The following is a 23,780-nucleotide window of genomic DNA, read 5'->3' on the forward strand; positions in this document are numbered from 1 at the left end:
CGTTTCGAGCGCCGATGGGGAGGGGAACCCGATGGTGCGCAAGTTCCGTGTCTTGCTGCTGGCTTTGGCGTGCTCGGCTTCGCTGGCGGCGCAAGCCCAGACCAGGCGGATCGATATACCGGCGGGCGATCTGATCGGCGCGTTGGACGCGCTGGCCAAGCGTTCCGGCGTGCAGTTCGTGTATCGCGCCGATCAGCTGAAAGGATTGCGCACGCCCGGCGTGCAAGGCGCGGCCTCGGCCGACGACGCGTTGGACCGGCTATTGCGCGGCAGCGGTTACGTCGCTCGGCGCGACGCTTCCGGCGCGGTGGTGATCGTGAAGAGCGATGCGCCGGCGCGGCCCGCCCCGCGACCCGCGGCATCGGGCGGCGCCTCTGCCGATGTCGACGCCGTGCCGCAGCAAGCGCCGACGCAATTGGAAACGGTGCAAGTCACCGGCTCGCGCATTCCGCGCGCGCAGACCGAGGGGCCCGCACCGGTGACGGTGATGACCGCGCAGGACATCCAGACCAGCGGTTTCACCAGCGTTCCGGACGTGCTGCGCGCGATGACCCAGAACGGTGGCGAAACGCAGAGCCAGCAATCCTTCAGCGGCGGCGATTTCTCGCCCGGCGCGCAGCAGGTGGATCTGCGCGGATTGGGACCCAACCACACCCTCGTGCTGGTCAACGGGCGCCGCATCGCCGACTTTCCGATGCCGTTCAAGGGCCGCAGCAACTTCACCGATATTTCCAACATTCCGCTGGGCATGGTCGACCGCATCGAAGTGCTCACCGGCAGCGCTTCGGCGGTGTACGGCTCGGATGCGATTTCCGGCGTGGTCAACTTCATCCTCAAGGATTACGCCGACGGCACCACCGTCGATTTGCGCTACGGCGACAGCCAGCGCGGCGGCGGCGAATCGCTCAAGCTGAGCCTGTCGTCCGGCTTCTCGCGAGGCGATTTCAACGCCGTGTACGGCATCGAATTGCTCGACCAAAAGCCGCTGTGGGCCTACGAGCGCAGCCAGCAGGATTCGACCAAGGATTCGCCCGATCCCAATGCGGCCTCGCGGCGCGTGTTTCTGCAGACCGCATGGGACCCGGACGACGGCGACAACGAATACTACGTCGACCCTGGCCAGGCGACTTGCGATGCGCTGGCCTATCTCAACAAAGGCACCACCTATCGCGCCAGCCGTCCGAACTGGGGGCGCTACGATCCCGTCGCGGACGACTATCCTCCCGGCCGTTTCTGCGGCAGCGACGAAACCATCGGCTACGGCACCATCATCAGCAAGCGCCGCGGTGCCAACGCGTACGCCTCGTTGAGCTACGCCTTCGACGAAAACACCGAATGGTTCGCCGAAGTGCAGCTGGGCTATCACGAAGTCGAGCTGTTCACCGACGTGCGCAGCTGGAACTACATGGCGCCCGACGGCAACGAGGAAGGCTATTTCTTCAACCAGGCCACCGATCGTGTCGAGTATTGGCAGCGCCAGTTCACGCCCGAGGAGATGGGCGGGCTGGACAAGGGGATGATCCGCAACAAGCAGAAGACCTTCGGCATCGTCACCGGCTTCAAGGGCGTGTGGGGCCAGGACTGGGATTGGGAAGCGTCGTTCAGCCACTCGCAATACCAGTCCGAAATCGGCTGGCCGCAGATCGTCGCCGCGGCGGCCAACAATCTGTTTCTCGGTCCGCAGCTGGGCGTGAACCCCGACTACGATCTGCCGATCTTCAACGCCGATCCGAACCGTCTGTACACGCCGCTCACCCGCGCCGAGTACGACTCGATCGCCGACTACACCACCTACCATCCCCGCTCGCGCACCGACACGCTGTCGTTCACGTTGACCAATACCGATCTGTTCGAACTGCCGGCGGGTCCTGCGGGTTTCGCCGGCGTGATCGAAATCGGCAACCAGTCCTACGACCTGAATCCGGATCCGCACGCGCTGGAGTACTACTACTTCAGCTGGAAGGATTCCAACGGCAAAGGCAACCGCGACCGTTGGGCGGTCGCCGGCGAATTGCGCATGCCGCTGCACGAAACGCTCAACCTGAGCACCGCCGCGCGCTACGACCAATACCGGTATGCGGGCCACGAAATAGGCAAGTTCACCTACAGCGCGGGTCTGGAATGGCGTCCGATCGACACGCTGCTGGTGCGCGGTTCCTACGGCACCGCGTTCCGCGCCGCGGATCTGCATTACATCTACGCCGGCGTCGGCAACGACGAGACTTCCGGCGTGGACTACTACCGCTGCCGCACCGAGGAACCCGGCGAAACCTTCGAAGACTGCAGTTGGGGGGACGAAGGCTTGATCCGGACGCGTTCGGGCAATCGCGAACTCGATGCGGAAACCAGCACGTCGTGGACCGCGGGCCTGGTATGGTCGCCGAACGATAGCTTCGACCTGTCGCTGGATTATTTCGACATCGACATGCGCGACCAGGTGCAGGACATGCGCAACGACGCGATCCTGCGCGACGAAGCCGACTGCCGGATCGGCACCCGCGTCGACGGCACATCCGTGGACGTGAACTCGCCGACGTGCAAGGACGCGATCGCTCGCGTGACCCGCATCGACGGCCGGCTGTACGGCATCTACACCAATCCCATCAACGTGGCCCGCGAAAGCACCAGCGGCATCGACTTCAGCACGCACTACCGGCTGCAAACCGGCATCGGCGATTTCCGCTTCGCCGGCAACTACACCTGGGTGCGCAAGCACGACTTCCAGCAGTTCGACGGCGACGTGGTCGAAGACGAGTTCGCGGTGAACAGCGGCTTCGACATCCCGCGCACCAAGGCCAGCGCCACGGTGTCGTGGGAGCGGAACGCCTGGAGCGCCAGCTTGCACGGCGAACGCTTGGGCAAATTGCCCAACTCGGATTCCTACGACGGCGTGTTCGACCCCGAGGAAGGCGGCAGCCCTTATATCGCGGCCACCTACCGTTACAACGCGACCCTGCAATACCGCTTCACCGACCACGCGAAGCTTTCGCTGGCGGTGGACAACCTGTTCGACAAGATGCCGCCGCGCGACCGCAGCTACACGGCCTATCCCTATTACGACGTGTCCTGGTTCGACACGCTGGGGCGCACCTACTTCGTGCAGTTCACCTATAAGTTTGGCGGAAAGGCGCTCTAATCAGTGATCCGCCCCCGAACCTCCCGGCAACGGGAGGTTTTTTTATGCCTTCGGCTTGTGTAGAGCGGAGCTCGCTCCGCTGCCGCCGCTGTTGGCTTCACCGCTCTAGCTTTGTAGAGCGGGGCTTGCCCCGCTGCTTTACGACCCGGAGCGGCAAAAAAGCAGCGGAGCAAGCTCCGCTCTACACGAGCAGAAGCGAAGCAGCGGAGCAAGTCCCCGCTACCAAACGAAGGCAGGCCGCAGGCGCGGGTCAGACGTTGAAGCGGAAGTGCAGCACGTCGCCTTCCTGGACGCGGTATTCCTTGCCTTCCAGGCGCAGGCGGCCGGCGTCGCGGGCGCCGGCTTCGCCCTTGTACTTGATGTAGTCGTCGTAGCCGATGGTTTCGGCGCGGATGAAGCCTTTTTCGAAATCGGTGTGGATCACGCCCGCGGCCTGCGGCGCGGTCGAGCCCGCCTTCACCGTCCAAGCGCGCACTTCCTTTTCGCCGGCGGTGAAATAGGTCTGCAGGCCGAGCAGCTTGTAGGCGGCGCGGATCACCCGGTTCAAGCCTGGCTCCTCCAGGCCCATGTCGTGCAGGAACGCATCGCGGTCGGCGTCGTCCAGCTGCGACAGTTCTTCTTCGATGGCGGCCGAGACCGGCACGACTTCCGCGCCCTCGCCCGCCGCACGCTTGCGCACGGCTTCCAAGTGCGGGTTGTTCTCGAAGCCGTCTTCCAGCACGTTGGCCACGTACATCACCGGCTTCAGCGTCAGCAAGAACAGATCGCGCAGCAGCGCCTTGTCGTCGTCCGACAGGGCCAGGCCGCGCGCCGGCTTGCCTTCGTCCAGGCCCGCACGCACGCGAGCGAGCACTTCGACGCGGGCCTTCGCATCCTTGTCGCCGGTCTTGGCCGAACGCTCGGCGCGCTGCAGCGCCTTGTCCACCGATTCCAGATCGGCCAGCGCCAGTTCGGTGTCGATGGTGTCGATGTCGGCGATCGGATCGACCTTGTTGTTGACGTGGATCACGTCCGGATTCTCGAAGCAACGCACCACGTGGGTGATCGCGTCCACTTCGCGGATGTGGGCCAGGAACTTGTTGCCCAGGCCTTCGCCGCTGGCCGCGCCAGCGACCAAGCCGGCGATGTCGACGAACTCGACCGCGGTCGGGATCACCTTCAGCGGCTTGGCGATGCCGGCCAGCGCGTTCAGGCGCGGATCGGGCACGGGCACCACACCGACGTTCGGCTCGATCGTGCAGAACGGGAAGTTGGCCGCGGCGATGCCCGCTTTGGTCAGCGCGTTGAACAGGGTCGACTTGCCGACGTTAGGCAGGCCGACGATGCCGCATTTGATGCCCATGATTTCAGAATCCGAAAATGAAGAAGCTTTGTCGCTTTGCTTTTTCGTAGAGTCGAGCCTGCTCGACTGCTTTTCCGCCCTGAGTCGGTGAAGATCAAGAGCAGTCGAGCAGGCTCGACTCTACGAAAGCGAAAGCGGTTATTCCTTGGTGGTGTGCAGGCGCTTCATCGCCTCGTTGAAATCGCCGGACACCGCCAGCGGCAAAACGTCGATCGCGGCGTCGATCGCCCGATCGATCGAAATCTGGTCGTCCTTGCCCGGACCGCCCTTCAGCAGCCAGGGCGTGACCTTATCCTTGTTGCCGGGATGGCCGATGCCGATGCGCAAACGGTGGAACTTGCCGTGGCCCAGCATGGCCATGGTGTCGCGCACGCCGTTCTGGCCGCCGTGGCCGCCGTCGAACTTCAGGCGCGCGATGCCCGGCGCCAGATCCAGTTCGTCGTGCGCCACCAGGCACTCTTCCGGCTCGATTTTCCAGAAGCGCAACGCGGCGCCGATCGACTTACCCGACAGGTTCATGTACGTCGAAGGCTTCAGCAGCCACACCGAACGGCCGGCGATCTCCGCCTTCGCGGTCTCGCCGAACAATTTGGCGTCCACCGAAAAACGCGCGCCGGTCTTTTCGGCCAGCGCGTCGACGAACCAGAATCCGGCGTTGTGCCGGGTCCTGACATGTTCCGGCCCCGGATTGCCGAGGCCGACGATGAGGCGCAAACCCGCCATAGTTCAACCGTTGTCCCGAAAGAAGCGAGGGACCTGCGCGAGCAGGTCCCCCGTTGGCACGAAGAACGAAAGCCGCGATGCGGCGATCACTCCTTGTCGCCGCCCTCTTCGTCGTCGGAGACCTTCGCGGCCGGCACTTCGGCCGAAGCCTCGCCTTCCGGAGCCTCTTCCGCTTCTTCCTTGACGAAGCGCGCCACGACCACCGCCACGTCGTGGTCGGCGCCGAGCTTGAGCTCCGGCACTTCCACGCCCGCCGGCAGCTTGATCTCGGACAGGTGCACGGTGTCGCCGACCTTCAGGTCGGACAGGTCGACTTCGATGAACTCCGGCAGGTCCTTCGGCAGGCAGCTGATCTGCAGTTCGGTCAACTCGTGGGTCACGGCGACATCGGCGGCCTTGCCGGCCGGCGACTTGTCTTCGTTGATGAAGTGCAGCGGCACGGCCACGCGGATCGCTTCGTTGGCGCTGACCCGCTGGAAGTCCATGTGCATGATGATCTGCTTGTACGGGTGGCGCTGCATATCGCGCAGCAGCACCTGCTCGGCCTTGCCGTCGACTTCCAGGGTCAGGATCGACGAGTAGAACCACTCGTTCTGGCTGGCCAGCCAGGTCTTCTCGTGCTCGAGCTGGATGCTCTTGGGATCGGCGTGGCCGCCGTAGACCACGGCCGGGATCTTGCCGGCGCGACGCAGGCGGCGGCTCGCACCCTTGCCCTCGTCGCCGCGCGCGGCAGCTGCGATTTTATGTTCGGTAGCCATTCTATTCACTCACTCTCTAGCGTTGATGCCGCCTCGCGGCGGCTTTGGACGACTCTTCCGCGACCAGAAGAGCCGTATCGGAAGGCTTGCGCCTTCCTAATCTCAATCCACGTACAGCGAACTCACCGATTCGCCGAACGCGATGCGCCGGATGGTCTCGGCCAGCAGTTCCGCCACGCTGAGCTGGCGGATCTTCTTGCAGGCCCTGGCCGTTTCCGACAGCGGGATCGTGTCGGTCACCACCAGTTCGTCCAATTCCGAACCGTTCAAATTGTCGATCGCCGCGCCCGACAGCACCGGATGGGTGCAGTACGCGACCACCTTGATCGCGCCCTGCGCCTTCAGCGCCGCCGCCGCCGCGCACAAGGTGCCGGCGGTGTCGACGATGTCGTCGACTAGCACGCAGGTCTTGCCCGACACATCGCCGATGATGTTCATCACCGTCGCGACGTTGGCCTTCGGCCGGCGCTTGTCGATGATGGCCAGGTCGGCATCGTCGAGGCGCTTGGCGATGGCTCGGGCGCGGACCACACCGCCCACGTCCGGCGAGACCACGATCAGGTTGTCGGTGCCGTGCGCGCGCCAGACGTCGGCGAGCAGCAGCGGCGACCCGTACACGTTGTCGACCGGGATGTCGAAGAACGCTTGGATCTGTTCGGCGTGCAGATCGATGGTCAGCACCCGGTCGGTGCCCACCGTCGAGAACATCTGCGCCGCCACTTTCGCCGTGATCGGCACTCGCGCCGAACGCGGCCGCCGATCCTGCCGCGCATAGCCGAAATACGGCACCACCGCGGTGACCTTGTTGGCCGAGGCGCGCTTCAGCGCGTCCACCAGCACCAACAATTCGATCAGGTTCTCCGCGCTGGGCGCGCAGGTCGGCTGGATCACGAACACTTCCTGGCCGCGGACGTTTTCCTCGATCTCGATCTGCACCTCGCCATCGGAGAACCGCCCGACCAGCGCCTTGCCCATCCGGATGCCGAGCTCTCGACACACCGACTGCGCCAGCGGCCGGTTCGCGTTGCCGCTGAACACCAGCAGGTTCCGATCGTCTTGCATGTGTTGCTCCGCTCGCTCTGACCGTTGCGGGATGGCAGGGGCGGTAGGATTCGAACCTACGAATGCCAGGATCAAAACCTGGTGCCTTGGGCCTCTTGGCGACGCCCCTGCGGTTACCTGGTTTCGAGCGTCCGATGCAGCGGCGATCGCGAAGCGCCTTGCGCGATCCAACCATTCAGGCCCGGCGGCAATGCCGCCAGCCCGGCCTCGGCCGAAACGCGATCGACGAATTCCACGAAACAGCCGCTGCCCGACCCGGTCAAACGCGGCTCGCCGATCTGCGCCAAAGCCTGGAACGCGGCCTCCACGGCCGGTTCGCGGCGGCGCAGCACCGGCTCGAACGCATTGCCGAGCGGAGCACCCGAAACGAAGTCGGATATTGTCGCGGGCGGCGAATCGCGCGTCAATTCAGGGGCTTGGAATAATGGGCCGGTGGCGGCGTGGACGCCCGGATCGGCCAGCAAATACCAGGCCGGCGGCAGCTCGACCGGGGTCAGGATTTCGCCCACGCCCTCGGCCCAAGCGTTCTCGCCGCGGACGAAGACCGGCACATCGGCGCCCAAGCGCAAGCCCAAGTCCGCCAGCCGCTGGAACTCCCAGTTCAGGCCCCACAGCCGGTTCAGCGCCACCAGAACGGTGGCCGCATCCGACGATCCGCCGCCCAAACCGGCTCCGGTCGGAATGCGCTTTTCGACGACGATATCGGCACCTGGGCCGCCATTCGCTTCATTTCTTAGCAAAACGGCCGCACGCACCGCGAGATCGTCCCGCTCGGCGACACCGGGCGCGCCCTGACCGTGACGGACGATCCGGCCGTCGTCGCGCACCCGCAGCCGCACCGTGTCGCCCCACTCCAGGAGACGGAAGAGGGTCTGCAAGCGGTGGTAGCCGTCGGGCCGACGGCCGACGATGCGCAGGAACAGATTGAGCTTGGCCGGAGCCGGCCAGGCGGACCAGTCGGCCGGGCTCATGGCGCGGCGGCGCCTTCCCAGCGGTCGACGACCAGCCGGACCCGGGCCTGGCCGCGCTCCGCGTTGAGGCGGGTCGGCAGCGCCGCGCCCGTTTCGCCTGCGGCTTGCCAGGCGTTGTAGTCGACGGTCCAGCCGCCTTGTTCCAGCCTCGCCAAGCGGCCGTCGGCGGCATAAGAAAGCGTCGCCGCGCCGAACGCGCCTTCGTCCGCGCGCGCGCCGCGCACCCAGGACGACAATGCCGCCACCGGAATTTCCCAGCCGGTGGTTTCGCGCAACAGCGTTTGCGCGTCGCTGCCGCTGCGCGGGCCGCCTTCCAGGCCCTCGATGCGCGCGGAGCCGGCGTCCCCGCTCAATCGCCAGCTCTGCCGGGTCACCGGCGCGCTCAACGCGACTTCGTAGTTCGCGCCGCGTTGCGACCATTCGATGCCGCCGCTGCCGCCGTTGCGTCCGTTCGACAACGCCACCCGGCCCTGCAGCGCCCAATCGGGCATCGCGGCGATCGCGGTTTCGCGCGCCTGTTGTTGCGCTTGCGCCTGCGCGAGCTCTTGCGCCGACAGCGCGGGCAAAGGCTCGCGCACCATGCGCGCGGGCGCGCAAGCGCACAAAGCAGCAACCAACGCGAAGCCCGCGATTTTTTGCAGATGCGAATTCATTCGCACGCTTTTGCCGTCGCCCTGGGACCCGCTCTGTAGAGCGGAGCTTGCTCCGCTGCTTTTCATCGATGACCGGTTGGGCAAAAGCAGCGGAGCAAGCTCCGCTCTACAAAGCCGAGGCAAAAGCGTGCGAATGAATTCGCACCTACGAAGCGCCGGCACCTGCTAAGCCCCCGTCTTCGACAAAGCGCGCCGCAACGCGCGATTCTCCGGATCGAGCTTGCGCGCCTCGTCGAAATACCTGCGCGCCTCCTCCTTCTTGCCCAGCACCCACAGCACTTCGCCGACGTGCGCGGCGATTTCCGGGTCTTTCTGCAGAGTGAAGGCGCGACGCAACTGCACCAGCGCTTCCTCGTTGCGGCCGAGCCGATAGAGCACCCAGCCGTGGCTGTCGATGATCGCGGCGTTGCTCGGATCGGCGGCGCGGGCGCGGTCGATCAGCTCCATCGCCTCGGCGTAGCGCGTGGTGCGGTCGGCCAGGGTGTAGCCGAGCGCGTTCAGCGCGGCCACGTTGTCCGGTTCGGCGACGAGTATCTTGCGCAGGTCCGCTTCGGCGCGGTCGATGCGGTCGCGGCGCTCCCAGGCCAGCGCACGCGCGTACAGCAGCGCGCCGTCGTCCGGGTAGGCGCCCAGGCCGCGCGCGAAGGCGGCCAGTTCGCCGGCATCGTCCTTGTCCTTGGCGCGCAATTCGGATTCGAGCAGATAAGCGTCGCGCTGCACGTCCTCGCCGGCGCCGGCGTCCGCTTGCAGCTTGCGCACTTCGGCGTAGGCCTCGTCCTTGCGGTCCAGCTGGTACAGCATGTTCGCCGAGCGCAAGCGCGCGACCCAGCGCTCCTGCCCGCCCGGAACGCCGCGATACCACTCCAGCGCTTCGTCGTTGCGCTTCAGGAACTCGGCCATCTGGCCCAACAACAGGCGCCGCGAAGGATTCGGCTGCGCGCCCTGTTTGCGCAATTCGTCGTAGAGCTTGGTCAGCGCCGCCTTGTCCTCGGACTTGGCGAGCAGCGACGCGCGCAAGCCGTAACTGCGGTCGTCCTGCGGGCCTTGCGCCAGCACGTCCGCAGCGGCGACGCTGTCGCCGAGCAGATCGTATTCGGCGGCCATCGCGCGGCGGATGTCGGGGTCGCGCGCAGCCTGCGGCAACAGCTTGGCCAGCGCCTGCTTGGCCTCTTCGGTCTTGCCGGCCTCGCGCAACTGGCTGGCGCCGAGCAAGGCCACGCGCGGCTCGCCGGGGAAACGCTTGACCACTTCGGCGACGATGCGTTCGGCCAGCGGCTCGTCGTCCAGCCGCTGCGCCAGGCCGCCGAAGGCCAGCCAGGCCTGCAGCTGGTTCGGGATCGCGTTGTCGTCGATCAACTGCCCCAACAAGCGCGCGCCCAGCTTCGGATCCTTGCCGCCGCTGCCGAGCGCGACGAAGGCGTGCGCCCAAGCCGTCTTGTCCGGATCGCGCAACAGCTCTTCCAACTGCTTGCGCGCGGCCGGGGCATCGCCGCGGCGCAGGGACAGCGTCGTTTCCGCGGCGCGGATCGCCAGCGAACGCGGCGATTGCTCGCGCCACAGCTTCAAGGCCTCGGCGGCGCGGGCGTCGTCGTTGGCCAACAGCGCGATGCGCGTGGCGCGCTCGGCCAGGCCGATGTCGCCGGAAGTGCGCGCCGCTTCCAAATACCAGCGCGCGGCATCCTTCAGCTGGCCGCTCTGCAGCGCGAATTCGCCGGCCATGACCGGTTCCAACGCGCCGTCCGACGGTTTGGCGGGCTTGGCCGCCATGGCCGGCGCGCCGAAGGCCAGCGACAGCGCCAAGACCCAGGCCAGTGGGCGTTTTCCGGGGGCCGTATGAAGGGAAAAACGGGAGAAAGCGAGCATCGGGCGACCGGGCCGGTAAAATGGCGGCTGGGTAGTGAATAGCTAGCTTAATCGCAAGCCGCTGAATATGCCGTTGTACGCCTTGGGACTGAACCATCAGACCGCGCCGGTCAGCCTGCGCGAGCGGGTCGCTTTCGACGCCGCCGCCCTGCCCGCCGCGCTAGCGTCCCTGCACGCCTTGCCCGAGGTCCGCGAAGTGGCGCTGCTCTCCACCTGCAACCGCACCGAACTCTATGCCGTGGTCGACGACGACGGCGCCGGCGTGCGCGACTGGCTGGCGAGCCATCCCGACGGCGGCCTGGATCTGCACGCGTATCTCTACGGCCATCGCGATCTGGACGCGGTGCGGCACCTGTTCCGCGTCGCCAGCGGATTGGATTCCCTGGTGCTGGGCGAACCGCAGATCCTGGGCCAAGTGAAGGAATCCTGGGCGGCGGCGCGCGCCGCGGGAACGCTCGGCAGCGGACTGGACCGTTTGTTCCAGCAAGCCTTCGCCACCGCCAAGCGCGCGCGCACCGACACCCGCATCGGCGCCCATCCGGTGTCGGTCGCCTCGGCCGCGGTGCGGCTGGCGCAGAACGCGTTCGCGCGGCTGGACGAGTCGACCGCCCTGCTGATCGGCGCCGGCGAAACCATCGAATTGGCCGCGCGCCATTTGAGCGAAGGCAAGGTCAAGCGCTTGTTGATCGCCAACCGCACCTTGGCCCACGCCCAAGACATCGCCTCGCGCCATGGCGGCGTCGCCTTGCCGCTGGCCGAATTGGACCGCCACTTGGCCGAAGCCGACCTGGTGCTGTCGGCCACCGCGAGCCGCGAAACGGTGGTGAAGACCGAACAGGTGCGCAGCGCCCTGGCTTCGCGCCGGCACCGGCCGATGCTGCTGCTCGACCTGGCCGTGCCGCGCGACATCGACGCCGACGTGGCGCAGCTGAAGGACGCCTTCCTCTACACCGTCGACGATCTGGAGCGCGCGGTCGAAGACAACCGGCGCAGCCGCCGCGAAGCCGCAGCCGAAGCCGAAGCGATCGTCGACCTGCAAGCGGCGCGCTTCATGGAAGGCGTGATCGCCAGCACCCGCCACGCGCCGCTCAAGCGCCTGCGCGCGCACGGCGACAGCGCCCGCGCCGAAGCGCTGGCCAAGGCGCGCCGCGAATTGGCCGCAGGCGTCGACCCGAACGAAGTGCTCGACCTGCTGGCGCACACCTTGACCAACCGCTTGCTGCACGCGCCGACCGTGGCCTTGCGCGAAGCGGCGCTGGCCGGCGACGCCGAACTCGCGCGCGCAGCCGACAAATTGTTTCCTGCGCTGACGGAACGCGACCCGGAAGAAGATGCAAGCGAACCTGCGCCGTAAGCTCGAGGCCCTGGCCGAACGGCGCGAAGAGTTGGAACGGCTGCTGTCCGATCCGGCCACGATCGCCGACGCCGACCGTTTCCGAAGCTATTCGCGCGAATTCTCGCAGCTGGAACCCGTTTCCGCCGCGCTGGCGCGCGAAGCACAGGCGCGGCGCGACCTCGCGGCTGCCGAAGCGATGCGCGCCGATCCGGAAATGCGCGAATTGGCCGAAGAGGAAATCGCCGCGGCCAACGAACGCTTGATCGCGCTCGACGAAGAGTTGATGTCGCACCTGGTGCCCAAGGACGCACGCGACGACGGCGGCCTGTATTTGGAAGTGCGCGCCGGCACCGGCGGCGACGAAGCGGCGATCTTCGCCGGCGACTTGTTCCGCATGTACACGCGGTACGCCGAACGGCAAGGCTGGAAGGTGGAAGTCGAATCGGCCAGTCCGGGCGAGCGCGGCGGCTACAAGGAAATCATCGCCCGGGTCGAAGGCCGCGGCGCGTATTCGAAGCTGAAGTTCGAATCCGGCACGCATCGCGTGCAGCGCGTGCCGGAAACCGAATCGCAGGGCCGCATCCACACCTCGGCGGCGACGGTGGCGATCATCGCCGAAGAAACCAGCGACATCGACGTCGAGATCAATCCCGCCGATCTGAAGGTCGACACCTTCCGCTCCTCCGGCGCGGGCGGCCAGCACGTCAACAAGACCGAATCGGCGATCCGCATCACCCACGTGCCCAGCGGCGTGGTCGTGGAAAGCCAAACCGAACGCTCGCAGCATGCCAATCGCGACAAAGCGATGAAAAGACTGAGGGCCACTTTGGTCGAAACCGAGATCGCCAAACGCGAAGCCGCGCAAGCTAAAGACCGTAAATTGCAGGTCGGAAGCGGCGACCGCAGCCAGCGCATCCGCACCTACAACTATCCTCAGGGCCGCATCACCGACCATCGCGTCGAAGGCTTGACGTTGTACGATCTGCCGAACGTGCTCGAAGGCGATCTCGATGCGCTCATCGAACGATTGAGCCGCGAGCACCAAGCCGACGAACTCGCCCGCATGACCGAGGCCGCATGACCCTTCGCACCCGACGCGCCGCTTTGCAGGACATCGAAGCCGTCGCGCCGTTGTTCGACGCCTACCGCGGCTTCTACGGCCAGCCTTCCGATCTGCCCCGCGCCCGCGACTGGTTGCGGGCGCGGATGGACGCCGGCGAATCGGTCGTACTGGTGGCCGAACGCGACGGCGCCGCCGTGGGCTTCGTCCAGCTGTATCCGATGTTCTCGTCGGTCGGCACGGCGCGCACGTGGATCCTCAACGATCTGTACGTGGACGCGGACGCGCGCCGCGGCGGCGTGGCCCGCGCCTTGCTCGATGCGGCGGCGGCATTCGCCCGCGACGACGGCGCGCGCAGCATCGTGCTGGAAACCACCCGCGACAACGCGCCGGCGCGCGCGCTGTACCGAAACGCGGGATGGAACGAAGACCAGACGCAGTGGTATTCGTTGAGCCTTCTCTAAGCTCCGCCAGCTTCTTCAATCTCGTCATTACAGCGCAACCTGGAGCCATTCGCTCCCGCTCTCGCTTCAAGCCGTCATTCCCGCGAAGGCTGGACTGCGGAGGCAGGATGCCGGAGCGAACATCGGCGAAGCCGATGGCCCGAAGGGCGCGCCGCAGGAGCGGCGCGTAATCCAGTGACTTCGCCGTTGCTCTTGCTCGTCATCCCGGCGCAAGCTGGGATTCAGACCATCCAATGAACTGGCCGATTGGGATGCGACTCATCGCATGGACAAAGGCTTCCGGGCTTTCGCCCGAGTCACTTTCTTTACTGGCATAAAAAGTAACCAAAGAAAGCGCCTAAATTCAACGGCGGTGCGTATCGTCGCAATTCTCGATCCGCCGGGCGTTGCGGCTGGACAGCATGCCGACTCTCGGTCTCGGCCCGAAGTCCGATGGCTGGCCGGTGACTTGACGTCGCTTCGCTGCATGGTCGCTGGCGGCCCAGAAGTGTGCGTGCGCGGTTACTGGCCACGTTAAGCACACCAGCGGCGAACGACGTGGCTCGGCCGTTCGTAGCCGTAGCCTTCTTGCGTTACGCTTGCCCCATGACCGCCGCCGACCGCCCCATCGCCCTGAACCTATGCGTGCTGACCGTGTCGGATTCGCGCACGATCGAGAACGACGCGTCCGGCGACTATCTGGTGTCCGCGCTCGAAGCGGAGGGGCACCGCCTCGCCGGTCGCGCCCTGCTTCCCGACGACCGATACCGGCTGCGCGCGGCCGTATCGCAATGGATCGCCGATCCGGCCATCGACGGCGTGCTGGTCACCGGCGGCACCGGCTTCACCGGCCGCGATTCCACGCCCGAAGCGCTGCTGCCCTTGCTGGATAAAGAGATGCCCGGTTTCGGCGAATTGTTCCGCGCGATCTCTTTCGAGGAGATCGGCACCTCGTCGCTGCAATCGCGCGCCTTCGCCGGGCTGGCCAATTCGACCTTCGTGTTCTGCCTGCCGGGCTCGACTTCGGCTTGCCGCACGGCGTGGGAAAAGATCGTCCGCGCGCAGTTGGACGCGCGCACCAAACCCTGCAATCTCGCCACGCTCAAGCCGCGGCTGAAGGAGTGATGATGTCGATCGATACCACGTTGCGCTTGCTGGCCAAGGCGCGCGGATTCAGCGCCACCGACATCGCCACCGCGATCCCGCGCGCCGGCGCGGCGACCGTGTCGGCCTGGCTGCGCGGCGAAAAACTGCCGGGCAAGGACCAGCTCGACGCTCTGGCACGGATGTTCGGCGTGCCCGCCGGCGCGCTGCTGGCCGAGCTGGCCAGCACGCTCGATCCCGCCCGCACCAAGGGCGAGCACGATTTGCTCGCCGCTTACCGCAAGCTCAACACCAAACAGCAGGGCGCGCTGTTGGAAGTGGCGCGTTCGATGACCGGAACCCGCAAGCGCTAATCCGATACGGATCCGACGATGAAAAAACTCAAGCGCAAGGACTACGAGGAATTGCTGGAGCCGATGCAGGTCGAACTGGCGGCGATGGCGCGCTGGATCGCCGCCGCCGGCAAGCGCCTGGTCGTGCTGTTCGAAGGCCGCGACACCGCCGGCAAAGGCGGCGCCATCGATGCGATCCGCGAGCATCTGAATCCGCGCCAATGCCGCGTCGTCGCGCTGCCCAAACCGACCGAGCGCGAAGCCGGGCAATGGTATTTCCAGCGCTACGCCGCGCAATTGCCGGCCGCGGGCGAAGTCGCGCTGTTCGACCGCAGCTGGTACAACCGCGCCGGCGTCGAGCAAGTGATGGGTTTCGCCGACGGCGCCCAAGTCAAAGCCTTCCTGAGCCAAGCGCCCGCCTTCGAGAAACAACTCGCCGACGACGGCATCCTGCTGTTCAAGTACTGGCTGTGCTGCGACCAGGCCGAGCAGGAAAAACGCTTCGCCGAACGTTCGCAGGATCCGCTCAAGCGATGGAAGCTGTCGCCGATCGACCTCGAAGCGCGGAAGAAGTACGCCGACTACACCAAGGCGCGCGAAGCGATGCTCAAGGCCACCCATACCGATTACGCGCCGTGGACCTTGGTCGATTTCAACGACCAGCGGCTCGGGCGCTTGACCTTGATACGCGATTTGCTGGATCGGCTGCCGGACACGCACATCCCCGACGCCAAGCTCAGATTGCCGAAATTGACCGGCAAGCCGCACAAGGAACGCTACGGCGTGTTGCAGCCGATTCCGGTCTTCCATCCCAAAGACTGAGCGCGCATTCGCTTTTCGTAGGAGCGGCTTTAGCCGCGAGCTTTTTCTCAGAAATCGCGGTGTTGTCGCGATTTGAAGGAAAAAACTCGCGGCTAAAGCCGCTCCTACACAAACGATGATCAGCGGATTTCGAATCCGGCTGCGGCTTCGTCGGAGGATTCGCCGCGCTCGACCCGATCGACCCGCGCCATCGGCGGCCCCCGCTCCAACCAGCGCGCCATCGCATCGATCCGCTCCGCCTCGCCGATCGCCAGCACTTCGACGCGCCCGTCGCCCAGGTTCTTGGCGTACCCGCGCAAGCCCAAGCGCAATGCCTGTTCGCGGGCGGAAGCGCGGAAGAACACGCCCTGCACTTTCCCGGCCACCAGGAATCGCGCAGCGGCCATCACGCGTCCGCTTTCGGCCCGCCCGCCGCGGCGATGGCCGATTCCACTTCCTTCGCGGTCACCGGTCCTAGGAAACGTTTTGCGACGGTGCCGTCCGGCGCGAGCAAATAGGTCATCGGCAACCCGCGCGGTGTTTCGAAACTCTTGGGCGGGTTGTACACGTCGACGATGGCGATCGGATAGACGACCGGATGCTCCTTCAAGAAGGCCTGCATCTCGTTCGGTTCGATCTCCTCGTAGGCCAGGCCCAGCACTTCGATGTGCTCGCGCATCGCGTCCAAGGCCGACAATTCCGGCATCTCCTTCAAGCACGGCGCGCACCAGGTCGCCCAGAAATTGACCACGACCCATTTGCCGCGATGCGCGGCCAGGTCGTAGGCCTTGCCGTCGATGGTGGCGATCTTCAACGCCGGCACCGGGCCTTTCGGCTTGGCGGCGTCGTCGGCGGGCTTGTTGCAGGCGGCCAGCAGCAGCGCCAGGGGCAGGAACAGCCATTTGCGCGCGGTCATGCGCTTTCCTTCGTAGTCGAGTAGATATCGCCCACGCGATGCTTGAGCAGCTCGCGCAAGGGGATGCGGAGTTCGTCCAGGGCGCCGATCGCGGCCTTGCCGAGCGCGTCGTCGCGGCACGGCAAATGCGCTTCGGCGATCGGAATGCGCAGATGGCAAGCTTCGTAGAGTTCGGCGAGGGTCAGCGCATCCAGGTCGCGCGCCAGCAGCCATTCGCCGGTTTCGGCGCGGCTCACCAAGCCGATCTCGCACAGTTGCGCCAGCATGTGCTGCACCAGCGAATCGGTCAGCATCGGCTCTAATTGCTGGATCTCGTCGCTGTGCAAGCCGCGGCCGCGGGCGCGGTATTCGTCGAAACGGCCGAGCATGCGCAGCATGCCGTACAGCTCGTAGCCCTGCGGCAAGCGCATCGAAGCCGGCTGGTAGCGGAACGCGGAGATCGACGAAGCCAACGACGCGCCGAGCAGCACCGATACCCAACTCAGATAGATCCACAACAAGAAGATCGGCGCGAACGCGACCGCGCCGTACAGCTTCTGATAGGAGTTGAACGCGCCCAGGAACAGGCCCAAGCCGGCCTTCACCAGTTCGAACGCGAACACCGCGAACAAGGCGCCGGCGACCGCATGGCGCCATTTGACCGTGCGGTGCGGCACCACCCGGTAGATCGCGGCGAACGCGGCCAATTCGATCAGGATCGGCGTCAGCCGGATCATCAAGTCTTCGAACCAGCGTCCCGCTTCGGTCTCGAAGATCGCCAACGCGAAGAACCGCACCGACAAAGCCAAGCTGGCGGTAGAGATCAAGGCGCCCAGCGTGAGCACGGTCCAGTACACCAGGAAGCGGCCGAACTTCGGCCGCGCGGTCTCCACCCGCCAGATCCGGTTGAACGTGGTCTCCACGCTGATCAGCGTGATCAGCAGCGACACCACCAAAGCGATCACCCCGATCGTGGTCAGCTGGCCCGCGCTATCGGTGAACTGCTTGATATAGGCTTGCACCGCGCGCGCCGAGGTCGGCACGAAGTTGGAGAACACGTAATCGCTGAGCTTGTCGCGCCATTCGCCGAACACCGGGAACGCGGACAGCGCGCTGAACACCACCGTGGCCAGCGGCACCAGCGCGAATACCGTGGTATAGGACAGCGAACCGGCTGCCTCGAACAGCCGGTCGTCCAGGAAGCGCCGCCACAGGAAGCGGAAAAACGTGCCGGCGCGTGCGCGATCGCGCACGCGGTCGCTCCAACGGTTCCAGGAATCCAGCGGCTCCATGGGCGGCAGAGTAGCAAAGACCCGGCCCGCCACGGCCCGATCCCTGCCAAACTATCGGCACTCCCGAACGATGCAGGACCGCATGGCCGACATCCTGGTGCTGTACTACAGCCGCGGCGGCTCCGTGGCCCGGCTGGCGCGCCATATCGCCCGCGGCATCGGCGAAGTGGACGGCATGGCCGCGCGCGTGCGCAGCGTGCCGCCGGTCGCGCCGACCACCGAAACCGCATCGCCGCCGGTGCCGGCCGACGGCGCGCCCTACGTCGACAAGCGCGACCTGGCCGAGTGCGTCGGCTTGGCGATCGGCAGCCCCACCCGCTTCGGCAACATGGCCGCGCCGATGAAGCATTTCTTCGATTCGCTCGGCGCGGAATGGGCCAGCGGCACCTTGGTCGGCAAGCCGGCCGCGGTGTTCACTTCCACGTCGACCATGCACGGCGGTCAGGAATCGACGCTGCTGTCGATGATGACTCCGTTGCTGCACCACGGCTGCGTGCTGGTCGGCATCCCTTATACCGAACCCGCGCTCACCAGCACCCGCAGCGGCGGTACGCCCTACGGCGCCAGCCACGTTTCCGGCACCCGCGACGATCCGGAATTGAGCGAAGAAGAAGCGCAACTGGCGCGCGCGCTGGGCAAGCGGCTGGCCGCGGTCGCGGCGAAGTTGTCCGCATGAAGCCCGCCAAGCCGCTGCTCGCGCTCGCATTGCTGGCGCTGTCGGCACTGTACGCGTTCTGGTTCCTGCGCGGCGGCGAAACGGTCGCGGCCTGCGTATTCGGCTTGCCGCCGCTGCTGCTCGCGTTCGGCACCCTGCGCGCCGGCGCCGCCCGCGCCGCGTTCTGGGCGGGCTTGCTCGCCCTGTTTTGGTTTTCGCACGGCGTGATGATCGCTTGGTCCAGCCCGTCCGAACGCAGCTTGGCCTGGATCGAGATCGCGCTATCGCTGGCCGTCGTGACGCTGGCCAGCCAGGCGGGGCTGCGCGCCCGATTCGGCGGGCGCAAACGATCCGGCGGATGACGCGCGGCCGATCGTAATTCCGCGGATCGCGCGCCGGGCCGTATCATATCGGGGCCGCGGACCCAGCGATCCGATGCCGCGAAACCCACAGGAATGCGCATGGAACAGCTTCTCGTCGTCACCACCGGCGGTACCATCGACAAGGTCTATTTCGACGACAAGTCGGACTACCAGGTCGGCGAGCCGCAGATCGGCCGCATTCTGCAGGAATTGGGCGTGGCGTTCCGCTTCGAAGTGATTCCGATCATCCGCAAGGATTCGCTGCACATCAATAGCGACGACCGCGAACTGATCCGCGCCGCCATCGCCGCGCAGCCCGCGCGCCATGTGCTGGTCACCCACGGCACCGACAGCATGGTCGAAACCGCGAAAGTGCTGGCGAGCATTCCCGACAAGACCATCGTGCTGACCGGCGCGCTGAATCCGGCGCGCTTCCGCGGCTCGGACGCGGAATTCAACATCGGCACCGCGGTCGGCGCGGTGCAATCGCTGCCGCCCGGCGTGTACATCGCCATGAACGGCCGCATCTGGGATCCGGCGAAGGTGCGCAAGAACGTCGCGGCCAATCGCTTCGAGGCGAATAATTAACTCCGGTATCGCCGCCGATCCGCGCATGGCCGGCCTACCGGCCGATGCCGTCCCGCGCATGCACGCGGCGGCGCGCGCGATCCGCGACGGCGCGGCGCCTCAAGCCCAAGCCTTGTTGAACGGCATCCTGGCCGAAACGCCGGACCATCCCGAAGCGCTGCGCTTGTACGGCATCCTGTACGGCCGCCTGGGCCGCCATGCCGAAGCGCGCGCCATGCTCGAGAAATCGCTGGCGCTGCGCCCCGACGATCCGCAAGCGCTCAACGATCTCGGCAGCGCCTTGCGCAGCGCCGGCGAACGCGATGCGGCTTTCGCGACATGGCGACGCGCCACCGAACTCGCGCCGCAGGAGCCGATGCCCTGGTACAACCTGGGCCGCAACTTGCAACTGGAAGGCGCCACCGCGGCGGCGATCGACGCGCTGCAACGCGGCGTCGCCTTGGCGCCGCAATTCCTGCCGGCGCACATCCTGTTGGGCGATGCACGAGTGCACGCCGGCCGTTTCGACGAAGCAGAGGCGGCTTATCGCGCCGCGCTGGACATCCACCCCGCTTCCGGCGACGCCTGGCGCGGGCTGGCCAATATCAAGACGCGGCCGCTGACGGATGCGGACCGCGAACGGCTTTCTGCGCAACTCCGCCGCGCGGACACCGGCGAAACCGACCGCATCGCGATGGGCTACGCGCTAGGCAAAGTGTGCGAAGACCAAGCGCGCTATCCGGAGGCCTTCGCCGCGCTCAGCGACGCCAACGCCCGCCTGAATCGCATGGCGCCGTGGAATGCGGCCGCGTTCCGGGCTTTCGCCGATGCGGCGATCGCGGCGACCTCGGCCTTGCCCGAACCGCTCGATCCGAGTTTGGGAAAAGAAGCGATCCTGATCGTCGGCTTGCCCCGCTCGGGTTCCACTTTGTTCGAACAGATCCTCGCCGCGCACCCGCGAGTGGAGGGCGCGAGCGAACTTCCCGACTTGGCCGACGTGTTCCGCGACGAATCGGCGCGGCGCGGCACCACGTTCCCGAAATGGGCGCCGCTGGCCACCGCGCAAGATTGGCAGCGCCTGGGCCGCGACTATCTGCAGCGCACCGCGCGCTGGCGCGAAAAGCGGCCGCGCTTCACCGACAAGATGCCGGAGAACTGGCTGTACGCGGGCGCGCTGCGCGCGATGCTGCCGGGCGCGAAGATCGTCGAAACACGGCGCGATCCGCTCGAGACGGCCTGGTCCTGCTACAAACAGCAGTTCTACCGGTTGCCGCATTTCGCCTGCGACTTCGGCGACTTGGCCAGCTACGCGCACGATTGCGGCCGCGCGCTCGCGCACTGGCGCGCCGCGGATCCGCGACGCCTCCGCGCGCAGTCGTACGAAGCGCTGTTGGCCGATCCGGAAGGCCAGATCCGCGAGCTGCTCGATTTCTGCGGCCTGCCCTTCGATCCGGCCTGTTTGGAATTCCATCGCGGCGAGCGCAGCGTGCGCACCCCCAGCGCCTCCCAGGTGCGGCAACCGTTGCGCGGCGACACCGCCCGCGCCGCGCGCTACGGCGCCCTGCTCGACCCTCTGCGCACGGCCCTGTCCGCTTTTTCTTTGTAGAGCGGAGCTTGCTCCGCTGCTTTCAAAGCCCTCCCTTCAAGGGGAAGGAGAAAAGCAAGGCAGCGGAGCAACCCCCGCTCTGCAAAGACAAACCGCGGCAAAAAAAACCCCGGCCGAAGCCGGGGTTTTTCTTGGAGCGGTTGCGGCAACGCTTAGAACGTGATGCTCCAGCTGTTGATATAGCCGGTATCGCCGCTGGCGTTGTCGTTGACGCGCAGCTTCCAAGTGCCGTTCAGCTTTTCGCTGGACAGGTTCTTGGTGTACGTCTGGATCAGGTTGTCGGCGCTGCCGCCGGTCCGGTTGTGCAGGTTGTAGACGCTGCCGTCCGGGGACACCAGATCCACGCGCAGGTCGCCGCGATAGGTGTGGACGATGTTGACCGACACCTGCGCGTCGTTCTTGGCGCGGCCGCTGCGGCCCGACACCGTGATCGGGCTGGCGACGGTCGCGTTGTCGACGATCGTCACGTCCGTATCGTTGGTGTAGGTCTGGGTGCCGCCGCCGCCCGAGGTCGTGTAGTCGCCGACCAGGCTGACGCCCGTGAACGCGGCGTAGGCCTTCAAGCGCACGTAGTACGTGCCGGCCGCCGGCGCGGCGACGGTGCAGACTTCGGCGTTGCCCGACTTGTACGGGCGGCAGTCCCACACCACGTCGGTCGGGATCTCGCCGAACTTCATGTACATGTCCGCATCGCCGGTGCCGCCGGACATGGTGAAGGTCAGGTTGCTGGCGCCCGCCGGAACGTCCAGCGAGTAGTACAGCGACTGGCCCGTGCTCGACGACAGCCCGGTGACCGGCACGCCCTTGGTCAGCGGATCCACCGTCGGCGGCTCGGGACCGCCGCCGCATTCCGAATCGACCGCTGCGAACGCGGCGGTGACGTCGGCCTTGGCGTAGCCCAGGTCTTCGGCCGCCGATTCCACGCCGCAAGCGCCGTCGTAGAAGTCGGTGCTCGGCGTCCAGTAATCCTGATTGGCCTTGGCGAAGGCCTTGAAGGCTTTTTCGGTGTTCCAGCCGGCAGTGTTGGCCAGGATGAAGAACGCGCGGTTGTACACGCCCGAGGAATAGTGGACGTTCAAGCCGTCGTAGTAGTCGTCGGCGCTGCCGATGGAGATGCCGTCCAGCGTCGGATCTTCCATGTAGCGCAGCGCTTCGCCGGCGGCCTTGAAGATGTCCGCGCCGACCAGGAAGTCGTTCGTGCCGCCCTTGAAGAAGTATTCGGCCGCCTCGCCGGCGATGTCCGAATACGCTTCGTTGATGCCGCCCGACTGGCCGGCGTAGATCAGGCCCGAATTCTGCTCGGTGAAGCCGTGCGAGACTTCGTGCGCCGAAACGTCCAGGCTGACCAGCGGATAGAACGTGCTGGCGCCGTCGCCGAAGGTCATGCCCACGCCGTCCCAGAACGCGTTCTCGTACGACGTGCCGTAGTGCACGCGCATTTCCAGCTTCTGGGTCAGCGGCGGCGCGCCGACATAGGCGTTGTACGTGTCGAACACGACCTTGCCGAAATAATGCGCGTCGTTGGCCGGCGAATAAGCGCCGTTGATCGCCTGGAACGTGTTGCGCGGGCAGGTGTAGACGAAAGCGTCCTGGCCGGTCGGCACCGGATAGGTGTCGTCGTGGTTGAGGTTGATCGTGCGGACGGTGGCGTTGTCCATGACGCAGTTGGCGCCGTCCACGGTGACGTCGTTGAAGCCGAAGTCGGTGCCGTATTCGTACTGGCCGGTCTTCTCGTTGCCACCGGGGCCGGTGCCGATTTCGGCCGTGGTCAGGCCTTCCCACTGCTGCAGGATCGCGCCGCTCTGGGCGTCGACGATCACGTACGGACGCGTCGGAGCGCCGCCCTTGGGCTGATCGGCGAAGAAGCTCACCAGATAGCTCAAGCGCGCGCGGCCGTCCTTGTCGACGTAGATCTGCTGCTGCACGTTTTCGCGCTGCACGATCTTGGTGGTCAAGCCGCTGCCCAACCGCGCGCGCTTGGCGATCGCCAGCGCCTGCGTGGTCGGGATTTTGGCGGCGGTGGCCGGAATTTCGCTGGCCAGGCCGTTGACCATCTTGCCGAACAGGCGATTGGCCTTGCCGTCCTTGCCTTCGCGCACGATCACGTGCTCGCCGAACACCGGCACGCCGCGGAAGGTTTGCTGATAGCGGTACACGATGGAGCCGTCGCCGTCCTTGTTGGAGCGCAGCAGGCTCAAACCGGAATCCGAATCCAAGCCGATCAATTCGGCGTGGCGGTCGCGCGCGTTCGCCGGCGCGGCCAAGCCGCGGCTGGCCGATTGGTATTGGCTGTTGAGCCGGGCCAGATCGGCGCCACGGAGGTCGACGCGATTGGCGGCCTGCGCGGACGCGACCGAAAGCGCGAGCGCCAACGGAGACAGAGCGATAAGGGTCAAACGTTGCCTTGTGTGCCTCATGATGTGTGTGTCCCTGCAAGATTGGAAATTCTGGGTCGCTCGCGCGACTTCGTTTTCCCGGCGAAAAAATAGCCAACGGAGCCGCCGCAAATGCGGCGCGCCCGATCAATCACATCAACCCCCTGTGGACCGCAAAGCCGGCTAGCGGTCCGAACAGTCTCCGTTATCGCTCCTTTTTGCTGACGCTCCGACAGAACAAATGAAAACGCCGCGGACATGCGTCCGCGGCGTTTGGGTCAATCAGGGGCATGTAGCCGCGACCGTCGCCCGTGCCGATGCACGGTAGGCGGCCGCATGCCGGAAGTGCGCATGGTGCGAGCGTTCAGACATCCACATCCCCGATTCGATCCGGCTGCCCGAAACCCGAACGCGGCTTCCGGCAGTTCTGCAACAGGTGGACTT

The 23,780-nt window shown here is 66.2% G+C and carries 22 protein-coding genes and 1 tRNA gene; 11 read left to right on the forward strand and 12 right to left on the reverse strand.

The window, feature by feature from the left end; translation table 11 throughout:
- The first annotated feature begins 31 nt into the window (after window positions 1-31).
- The gene (locus tag FCE95_RS07005) at window positions 32-3,136 is read left to right on the forward strand and encodes a TonB-dependent receptor (protein ID WP_137266213.1); all 3,105 of its coding nucleotides are present in this window, start codon (window positions 32-34) and stop codon (window positions 3,134-3,136) included.
- 250 nt (window positions 3,137-3,386) lie between these two features.
- Here FCE95_RS07005 and ychF read toward each other — a convergent pair whose 3' ends face one another.
- From ychF to FCE95_RS07045, 8 genes are all read right to left on the reverse strand, one after another.
- Window positions 3,387-4,478: a redox-regulated ATPase YchF gene (ychF, locus tag FCE95_RS07010; protein ID WP_137266214.1), complete on the reverse strand. Its 1,092-nt coding sequence runs from the start codon at window positions 4,476-4,478 to the stop codon at window positions 3,387-3,389.
- 138 nt (window positions 4,479-4,616) lie between these two features.
- Complete coding sequence (gene pth / locus FCE95_RS07015; protein ID WP_137266215.1) at window positions 4,617-5,201, reverse strand: aminoacyl-tRNA hydrolase; 585 nt, start codon at window positions 5,199-5,201, stop codon at window positions 4,617-4,619.
- A gap of 86 nt (window positions 5,202-5,287) precedes the next feature.
- The gene (locus FCE95_RS07020; protein WP_137266216.1) at window positions 5,288-5,959 is read right to left on the reverse strand and encodes a 50S ribosomal protein L25/general stress protein Ctc; all 672 of its coding nucleotides are present in this window, start codon (window positions 5,957-5,959) and stop codon (window positions 5,288-5,290) included.
- A 102-nt stretch (window positions 5,960-6,061) separates the two neighbouring features.
- The gene (locus FCE95_RS07025; protein WP_137266217.1) at window positions 6,062-7,021 is read right to left on the reverse strand and encodes a ribose-phosphate diphosphokinase; all 960 of its coding nucleotides are present in this window, start codon (window positions 7,019-7,021) and stop codon (window positions 6,062-6,064) included.
- Between the two features lie 32 nt (window positions 7,022-7,053).
- A tRNA-Gln gene (locus tag FCE95_RS07030) sits at window positions 7,054-7,130 on the reverse strand.
- Window positions 7,131-7,134: 4 nt separating this feature from the next.
- The gene (gene ispE, locus FCE95_RS07035) at window positions 7,135-7,992 is read right to left on the reverse strand and encodes a 4-(cytidine 5'-diphospho)-2-C-methyl-D-erythritol kinase (protein WP_137266218.1); all 858 of its coding nucleotides are present in this window, start codon (window positions 7,990-7,992) and stop codon (window positions 7,135-7,137) included.
- Entirely contained in the window at window positions 7,989-8,645 is a 657-nt protein-coding gene (gene lolB / locus FCE95_RS07040) for a lipoprotein insertase outer membrane protein LolB (protein ID WP_137266219.1), read from the reverse strand. The genes ispE and lolB overlap by 4 nt, the downstream gene beginning before the upstream one ends.
- A 165-nt stretch (window positions 8,646-8,810) precedes the next feature.
- The gene (locus FCE95_RS07045; protein WP_189644680.1) at window positions 8,811-10,412 is read right to left on the reverse strand and encodes a tetratricopeptide repeat protein; all 1,602 of its coding nucleotides are present in this window, start codon (window positions 10,410-10,412) and stop codon (window positions 8,811-8,813) included.
- 163 nt (window positions 10,413-10,575) lie between these two features.
- On the opposite strand from FCE95_RS07045, the gene hemA reads away from it, so the two are divergent.
- The 6 genes from hemA (at window position 10,576) to ppk2 (ending at window position 15,605) form a co-directional block, all read left to right on the forward strand.
- Window positions 10,576-11,862, forward strand: coding sequence for a glutamyl-tRNA reductase (hemA, locus tag FCE95_RS07050; protein WP_137266221.1), 1,287 nt, complete (start codon window positions 10,576-10,578; stop codon window positions 11,860-11,862).
- On the forward strand, window positions 11,840-12,925 hold the full coding sequence (gene prfA, locus FCE95_RS07055; RefSeq protein WP_137266222.1) for a peptide chain release factor 1: 1,086 nt from the start codon (window positions 11,840-11,842) through the stop codon (window positions 12,923-12,925). Before hemA ends, prfA begins: the two co-directional genes overlap by 23 nt.
- Window positions 12,922-13,368 carry a GNAT family N-acetyltransferase gene (locus FCE95_RS07060; protein WP_137266223.1) on the forward strand — a complete coding sequence of 149 codons (447 nt, stop codon included), beginning with the start codon at window positions 12,922-12,924 and terminating at the stop codon, window positions 13,366-13,368. Before prfA ends, FCE95_RS07060 begins: the two co-directional genes overlap by 4 nt.
- A 585-nt stretch (window positions 13,369-13,953) precedes the next feature.
- Complete coding sequence (gene moaB / locus FCE95_RS07065; protein ID WP_137266224.1) at window positions 13,954-14,472, forward strand: molybdenum cofactor biosynthesis protein B; 519 nt, start codon at window positions 13,954-13,956, stop codon at window positions 14,470-14,472.
- A gap of 2 nt (window positions 14,473-14,474) precedes the next feature.
- Window positions 14,475-14,804: a helix-turn-helix domain-containing protein gene (locus FCE95_RS07070; RefSeq protein WP_137266225.1), complete on the forward strand. Its 330-nt coding sequence runs from the start codon at window positions 14,475-14,477 to the stop codon at window positions 14,802-14,804.
- Window positions 14,805-14,822: 18 nt separating this feature from the next.
- Window positions 14,823-15,605 carry a polyphosphate kinase 2 gene (gene ppk2, locus FCE95_RS07075; protein ID WP_137266226.1) on the forward strand — a complete coding sequence of 261 codons (783 nt, stop codon included), beginning with the start codon at window positions 14,823-14,825 and terminating at the stop codon, window positions 15,603-15,605.
- Window positions 15,606-15,724: 119 nt separating this feature from the next.
- Here ppk2 and yccX read toward each other — a convergent pair whose 3' ends face one another.
- Genes yccX through FCE95_RS07090 form a run of 3 tightly spaced genes read right to left on the reverse strand, consistent with a single transcriptional unit; the run spans window position 15,725 to window position 17,771 of the window.
- Window positions 15,725-15,991: an acylphosphatase gene (gene yccX, locus FCE95_RS07080; RefSeq protein WP_137266227.1), complete on the reverse strand. Its 267-nt coding sequence runs from the start codon at window positions 15,989-15,991 to the stop codon at window positions 15,725-15,727.
- Complete coding sequence (locus FCE95_RS07085; protein WP_137266228.1) at window positions 15,991-16,500, reverse strand: TlpA family protein disulfide reductase; 510 nt, start codon at window positions 16,498-16,500, stop codon at window positions 15,991-15,993. Before FCE95_RS07085 ends, yccX begins: the two co-directional genes overlap by 1 nt.
- Window positions 16,497-17,771, reverse strand: a complete 1,275-nt coding sequence (locus FCE95_RS07090) for a YihY family inner membrane protein (RefSeq protein WP_137266229.1) — start codon at window positions 17,769-17,771, stop codon at window positions 16,497-16,499. Before FCE95_RS07090 ends, FCE95_RS07085 begins: the two co-directional genes overlap by 4 nt.
- An 82-nt stretch (window positions 17,772-17,853) precedes the next feature.
- Between FCE95_RS07090 and wrbA the strand changes: the two genes are divergently transcribed.
- The 4 genes from wrbA to FCE95_RS07110 all read left to right on the forward strand — a co-directional run bounded on the left by wrbA (window position 17,854) and on the right by FCE95_RS07110 (window position 20,961).
- The gene (gene wrbA / locus FCE95_RS07095; protein ID WP_137266230.1) at window positions 17,854-18,447 is read left to right on the forward strand and encodes an NAD(P)H:quinone oxidoreductase; all 594 of its coding nucleotides are present in this window, start codon (window positions 17,854-17,856) and stop codon (window positions 18,445-18,447) included.
- Complete coding sequence (locus FCE95_RS07100) at window positions 18,444-18,788, forward strand: DUF2069 domain-containing protein (RefSeq protein WP_137266231.1); 345 nt, start codon at window positions 18,444-18,446, stop codon at window positions 18,786-18,788. Before wrbA ends, FCE95_RS07100 begins: the two co-directional genes overlap by 4 nt.
- Before the next feature lie 99 nt (window positions 18,789-18,887).
- Window positions 18,888-19,376 carry an asparaginase domain-containing protein gene (locus FCE95_RS07105; protein ID WP_137266232.1) on the forward strand — a complete coding sequence of 163 codons (489 nt, stop codon included), beginning with the start codon at window positions 18,888-18,890 and terminating at the stop codon, window positions 19,374-19,376.
- A 25-nt stretch (window positions 19,377-19,401) separates the two neighbouring features.
- Window positions 19,402-20,961, forward strand: a complete 1,560-nt coding sequence (locus tag FCE95_RS07110) for a tetratricopeptide repeat-containing sulfotransferase family protein (protein WP_137266233.1) — start codon at window positions 19,402-19,404, stop codon at window positions 20,959-20,961.
- A 152-nt stretch (window positions 20,962-21,113) separates the two neighbouring features.
- On the opposite strand, the gene FCE95_RS07115 is transcribed toward FCE95_RS07110, so the two are convergent.
- The gene (locus FCE95_RS07115; protein WP_223266805.1) at window positions 21,114-23,357 is read right to left on the reverse strand and encodes a M4 family metallopeptidase; all 2,244 of its coding nucleotides are present in this window, start codon (window positions 23,355-23,357) and stop codon (window positions 21,114-21,116) included.
- Window positions 23,358-23,780 lie beyond the last annotated feature (423 nt).

This window comes from Luteimonas gilva, assembly GCF_005239095.1.
Taxonomy (GTDB): Bacteria; Pseudomonadota; Gammaproteobacteria; order Xanthomonadales; family Xanthomonadaceae; genus Luteimonas_C; species Luteimonas_C gilva.

Bases quoted from the DNA above. Each gene is read 5' to 3' on its own strand.
- pth (WP_137266215.1), bottom strand. From the start codon at position 5,201: ATGGCGGGTTTGCGCCTCATCGTCGGCCTCGGCAATCCGGGGCCGGAA.
- FCE95_RS07085 (WP_137266228.1), bottom strand. From the start codon at position 16,500: ATGACCGCGCGCAAATGGCTGTTCCTGCCCCTGGCGCTGCTGCTGGCC.
- FCE95_RS07070 (WP_137266225.1), top strand. From the start codon at position 14,475: ATGTCGATCGATACCACGTTGCGCTTGCTGGCCAAGGCGCGCGGATTC.
- prfA (WP_137266222.1), top strand. From the start codon at position 11,840: ATGCAAGCGAACCTGCGCCGTAAGCTCGAGGCCCTGGCCGAACGGCGC.
- wrbA (WP_137266230.1), top strand. From the start codon at position 17,854: ATGGCCGACATCCTGGTGCTGTACTACAGCCGCGGCGGCTCCGTGGCC.
- yccX (WP_137266227.1), bottom strand. From the start codon at position 15,991: ATGGCCGCTGCGCGATTCCTGGTGGCCGGGAAAGTGCAGGGCGTGTTC.
- hemA (WP_137266221.1), top strand. From the start codon at position 10,576: ATGCCGTTGTACGCCTTGGGACTGAACCATCAGACCGCGCCGGTCAGC.
- FCE95_RS07100 (WP_137266231.1), top strand. From the start codon at position 18,444: ATGAAGCCCGCCAAGCCGCTGCTCGCGCTCGCATTGCTGGCGCTGTCG.
- lolB (WP_137266219.1), bottom strand. From the start codon at position 8,645: ATGAATTCGCATCTGCAAAAAATCGCGGGCTTCGCGTTGGTTGCTGCT.
- FCE95_RS07020 (WP_137266216.1), bottom strand. From the start codon at position 5,959: ATGGCTACCGAACATAAAATCGCAGCTGCCGCGCGCGGCGACGAGGGC.
- ychF (WP_137266214.1), bottom strand. From the start codon at position 4,478: ATGGGCATCAAATGCGGCATCGTCGGCCTGCCTAACGTCGGCAAGTCG.
- FCE95_RS07025 (WP_137266217.1), bottom strand. From the start codon at position 7,021: ATGCAAGACGATCGGAACCTGCTGGTGTTCAGCGGCAACGCGAACCGG.
- ispE (WP_137266218.1), bottom strand. From the start codon at position 7,992: ATGAGCCCGGCCGACTGGTCCGCCTGGCCGGCTCCGGCCAAGCTCAAT.
- FCE95_RS07110 (WP_137266233.1), top strand. From the start codon at position 19,402: ATGGCCGGCCTACCGGCCGATGCCGTCCCGCGCATGCACGCGGCGGCG.
- moaB (WP_137266224.1), top strand. From the start codon at position 13,954: ATGACCGCCGCCGACCGCCCCATCGCCCTGAACCTATGCGTGCTGACC.
- ppk2 (WP_137266226.1), top strand. From the start codon at position 14,823: ATGAAAAAACTCAAGCGCAAGGACTACGAGGAATTGCTGGAGCCGATG.
- FCE95_RS07045 (WP_189644680.1), bottom strand. From the start codon at position 10,412: ATGGCGGCCAAGCCCGCCAAACCGTCGGACGGCGCGTTGGAACCGGTC.
- FCE95_RS07005 (WP_137266213.1), top strand. From the start codon at position 32: ATGGTGCGCAAGTTCCGTGTCTTGCTGCTGGCTTTGGCGTGCTCGGCT.
- FCE95_RS07060 (WP_137266223.1), top strand. From the start codon at position 12,922: ATGACCCTTCGCACCCGACGCGCCGCTTTGCAGGACATCGAAGCCGTC.
- FCE95_RS07090 (WP_137266229.1), bottom strand. From the start codon at position 17,771: ATGGAGCCGCTGGATTCCTGGAACCGTTGGAGCGACCGCGTGCGCGAT.
- FCE95_RS07105 (WP_137266232.1), top strand. From the start codon at position 18,888: ATGGAACAGCTTCTCGTCGTCACCACCGGCGGTACCATCGACAAGGTC.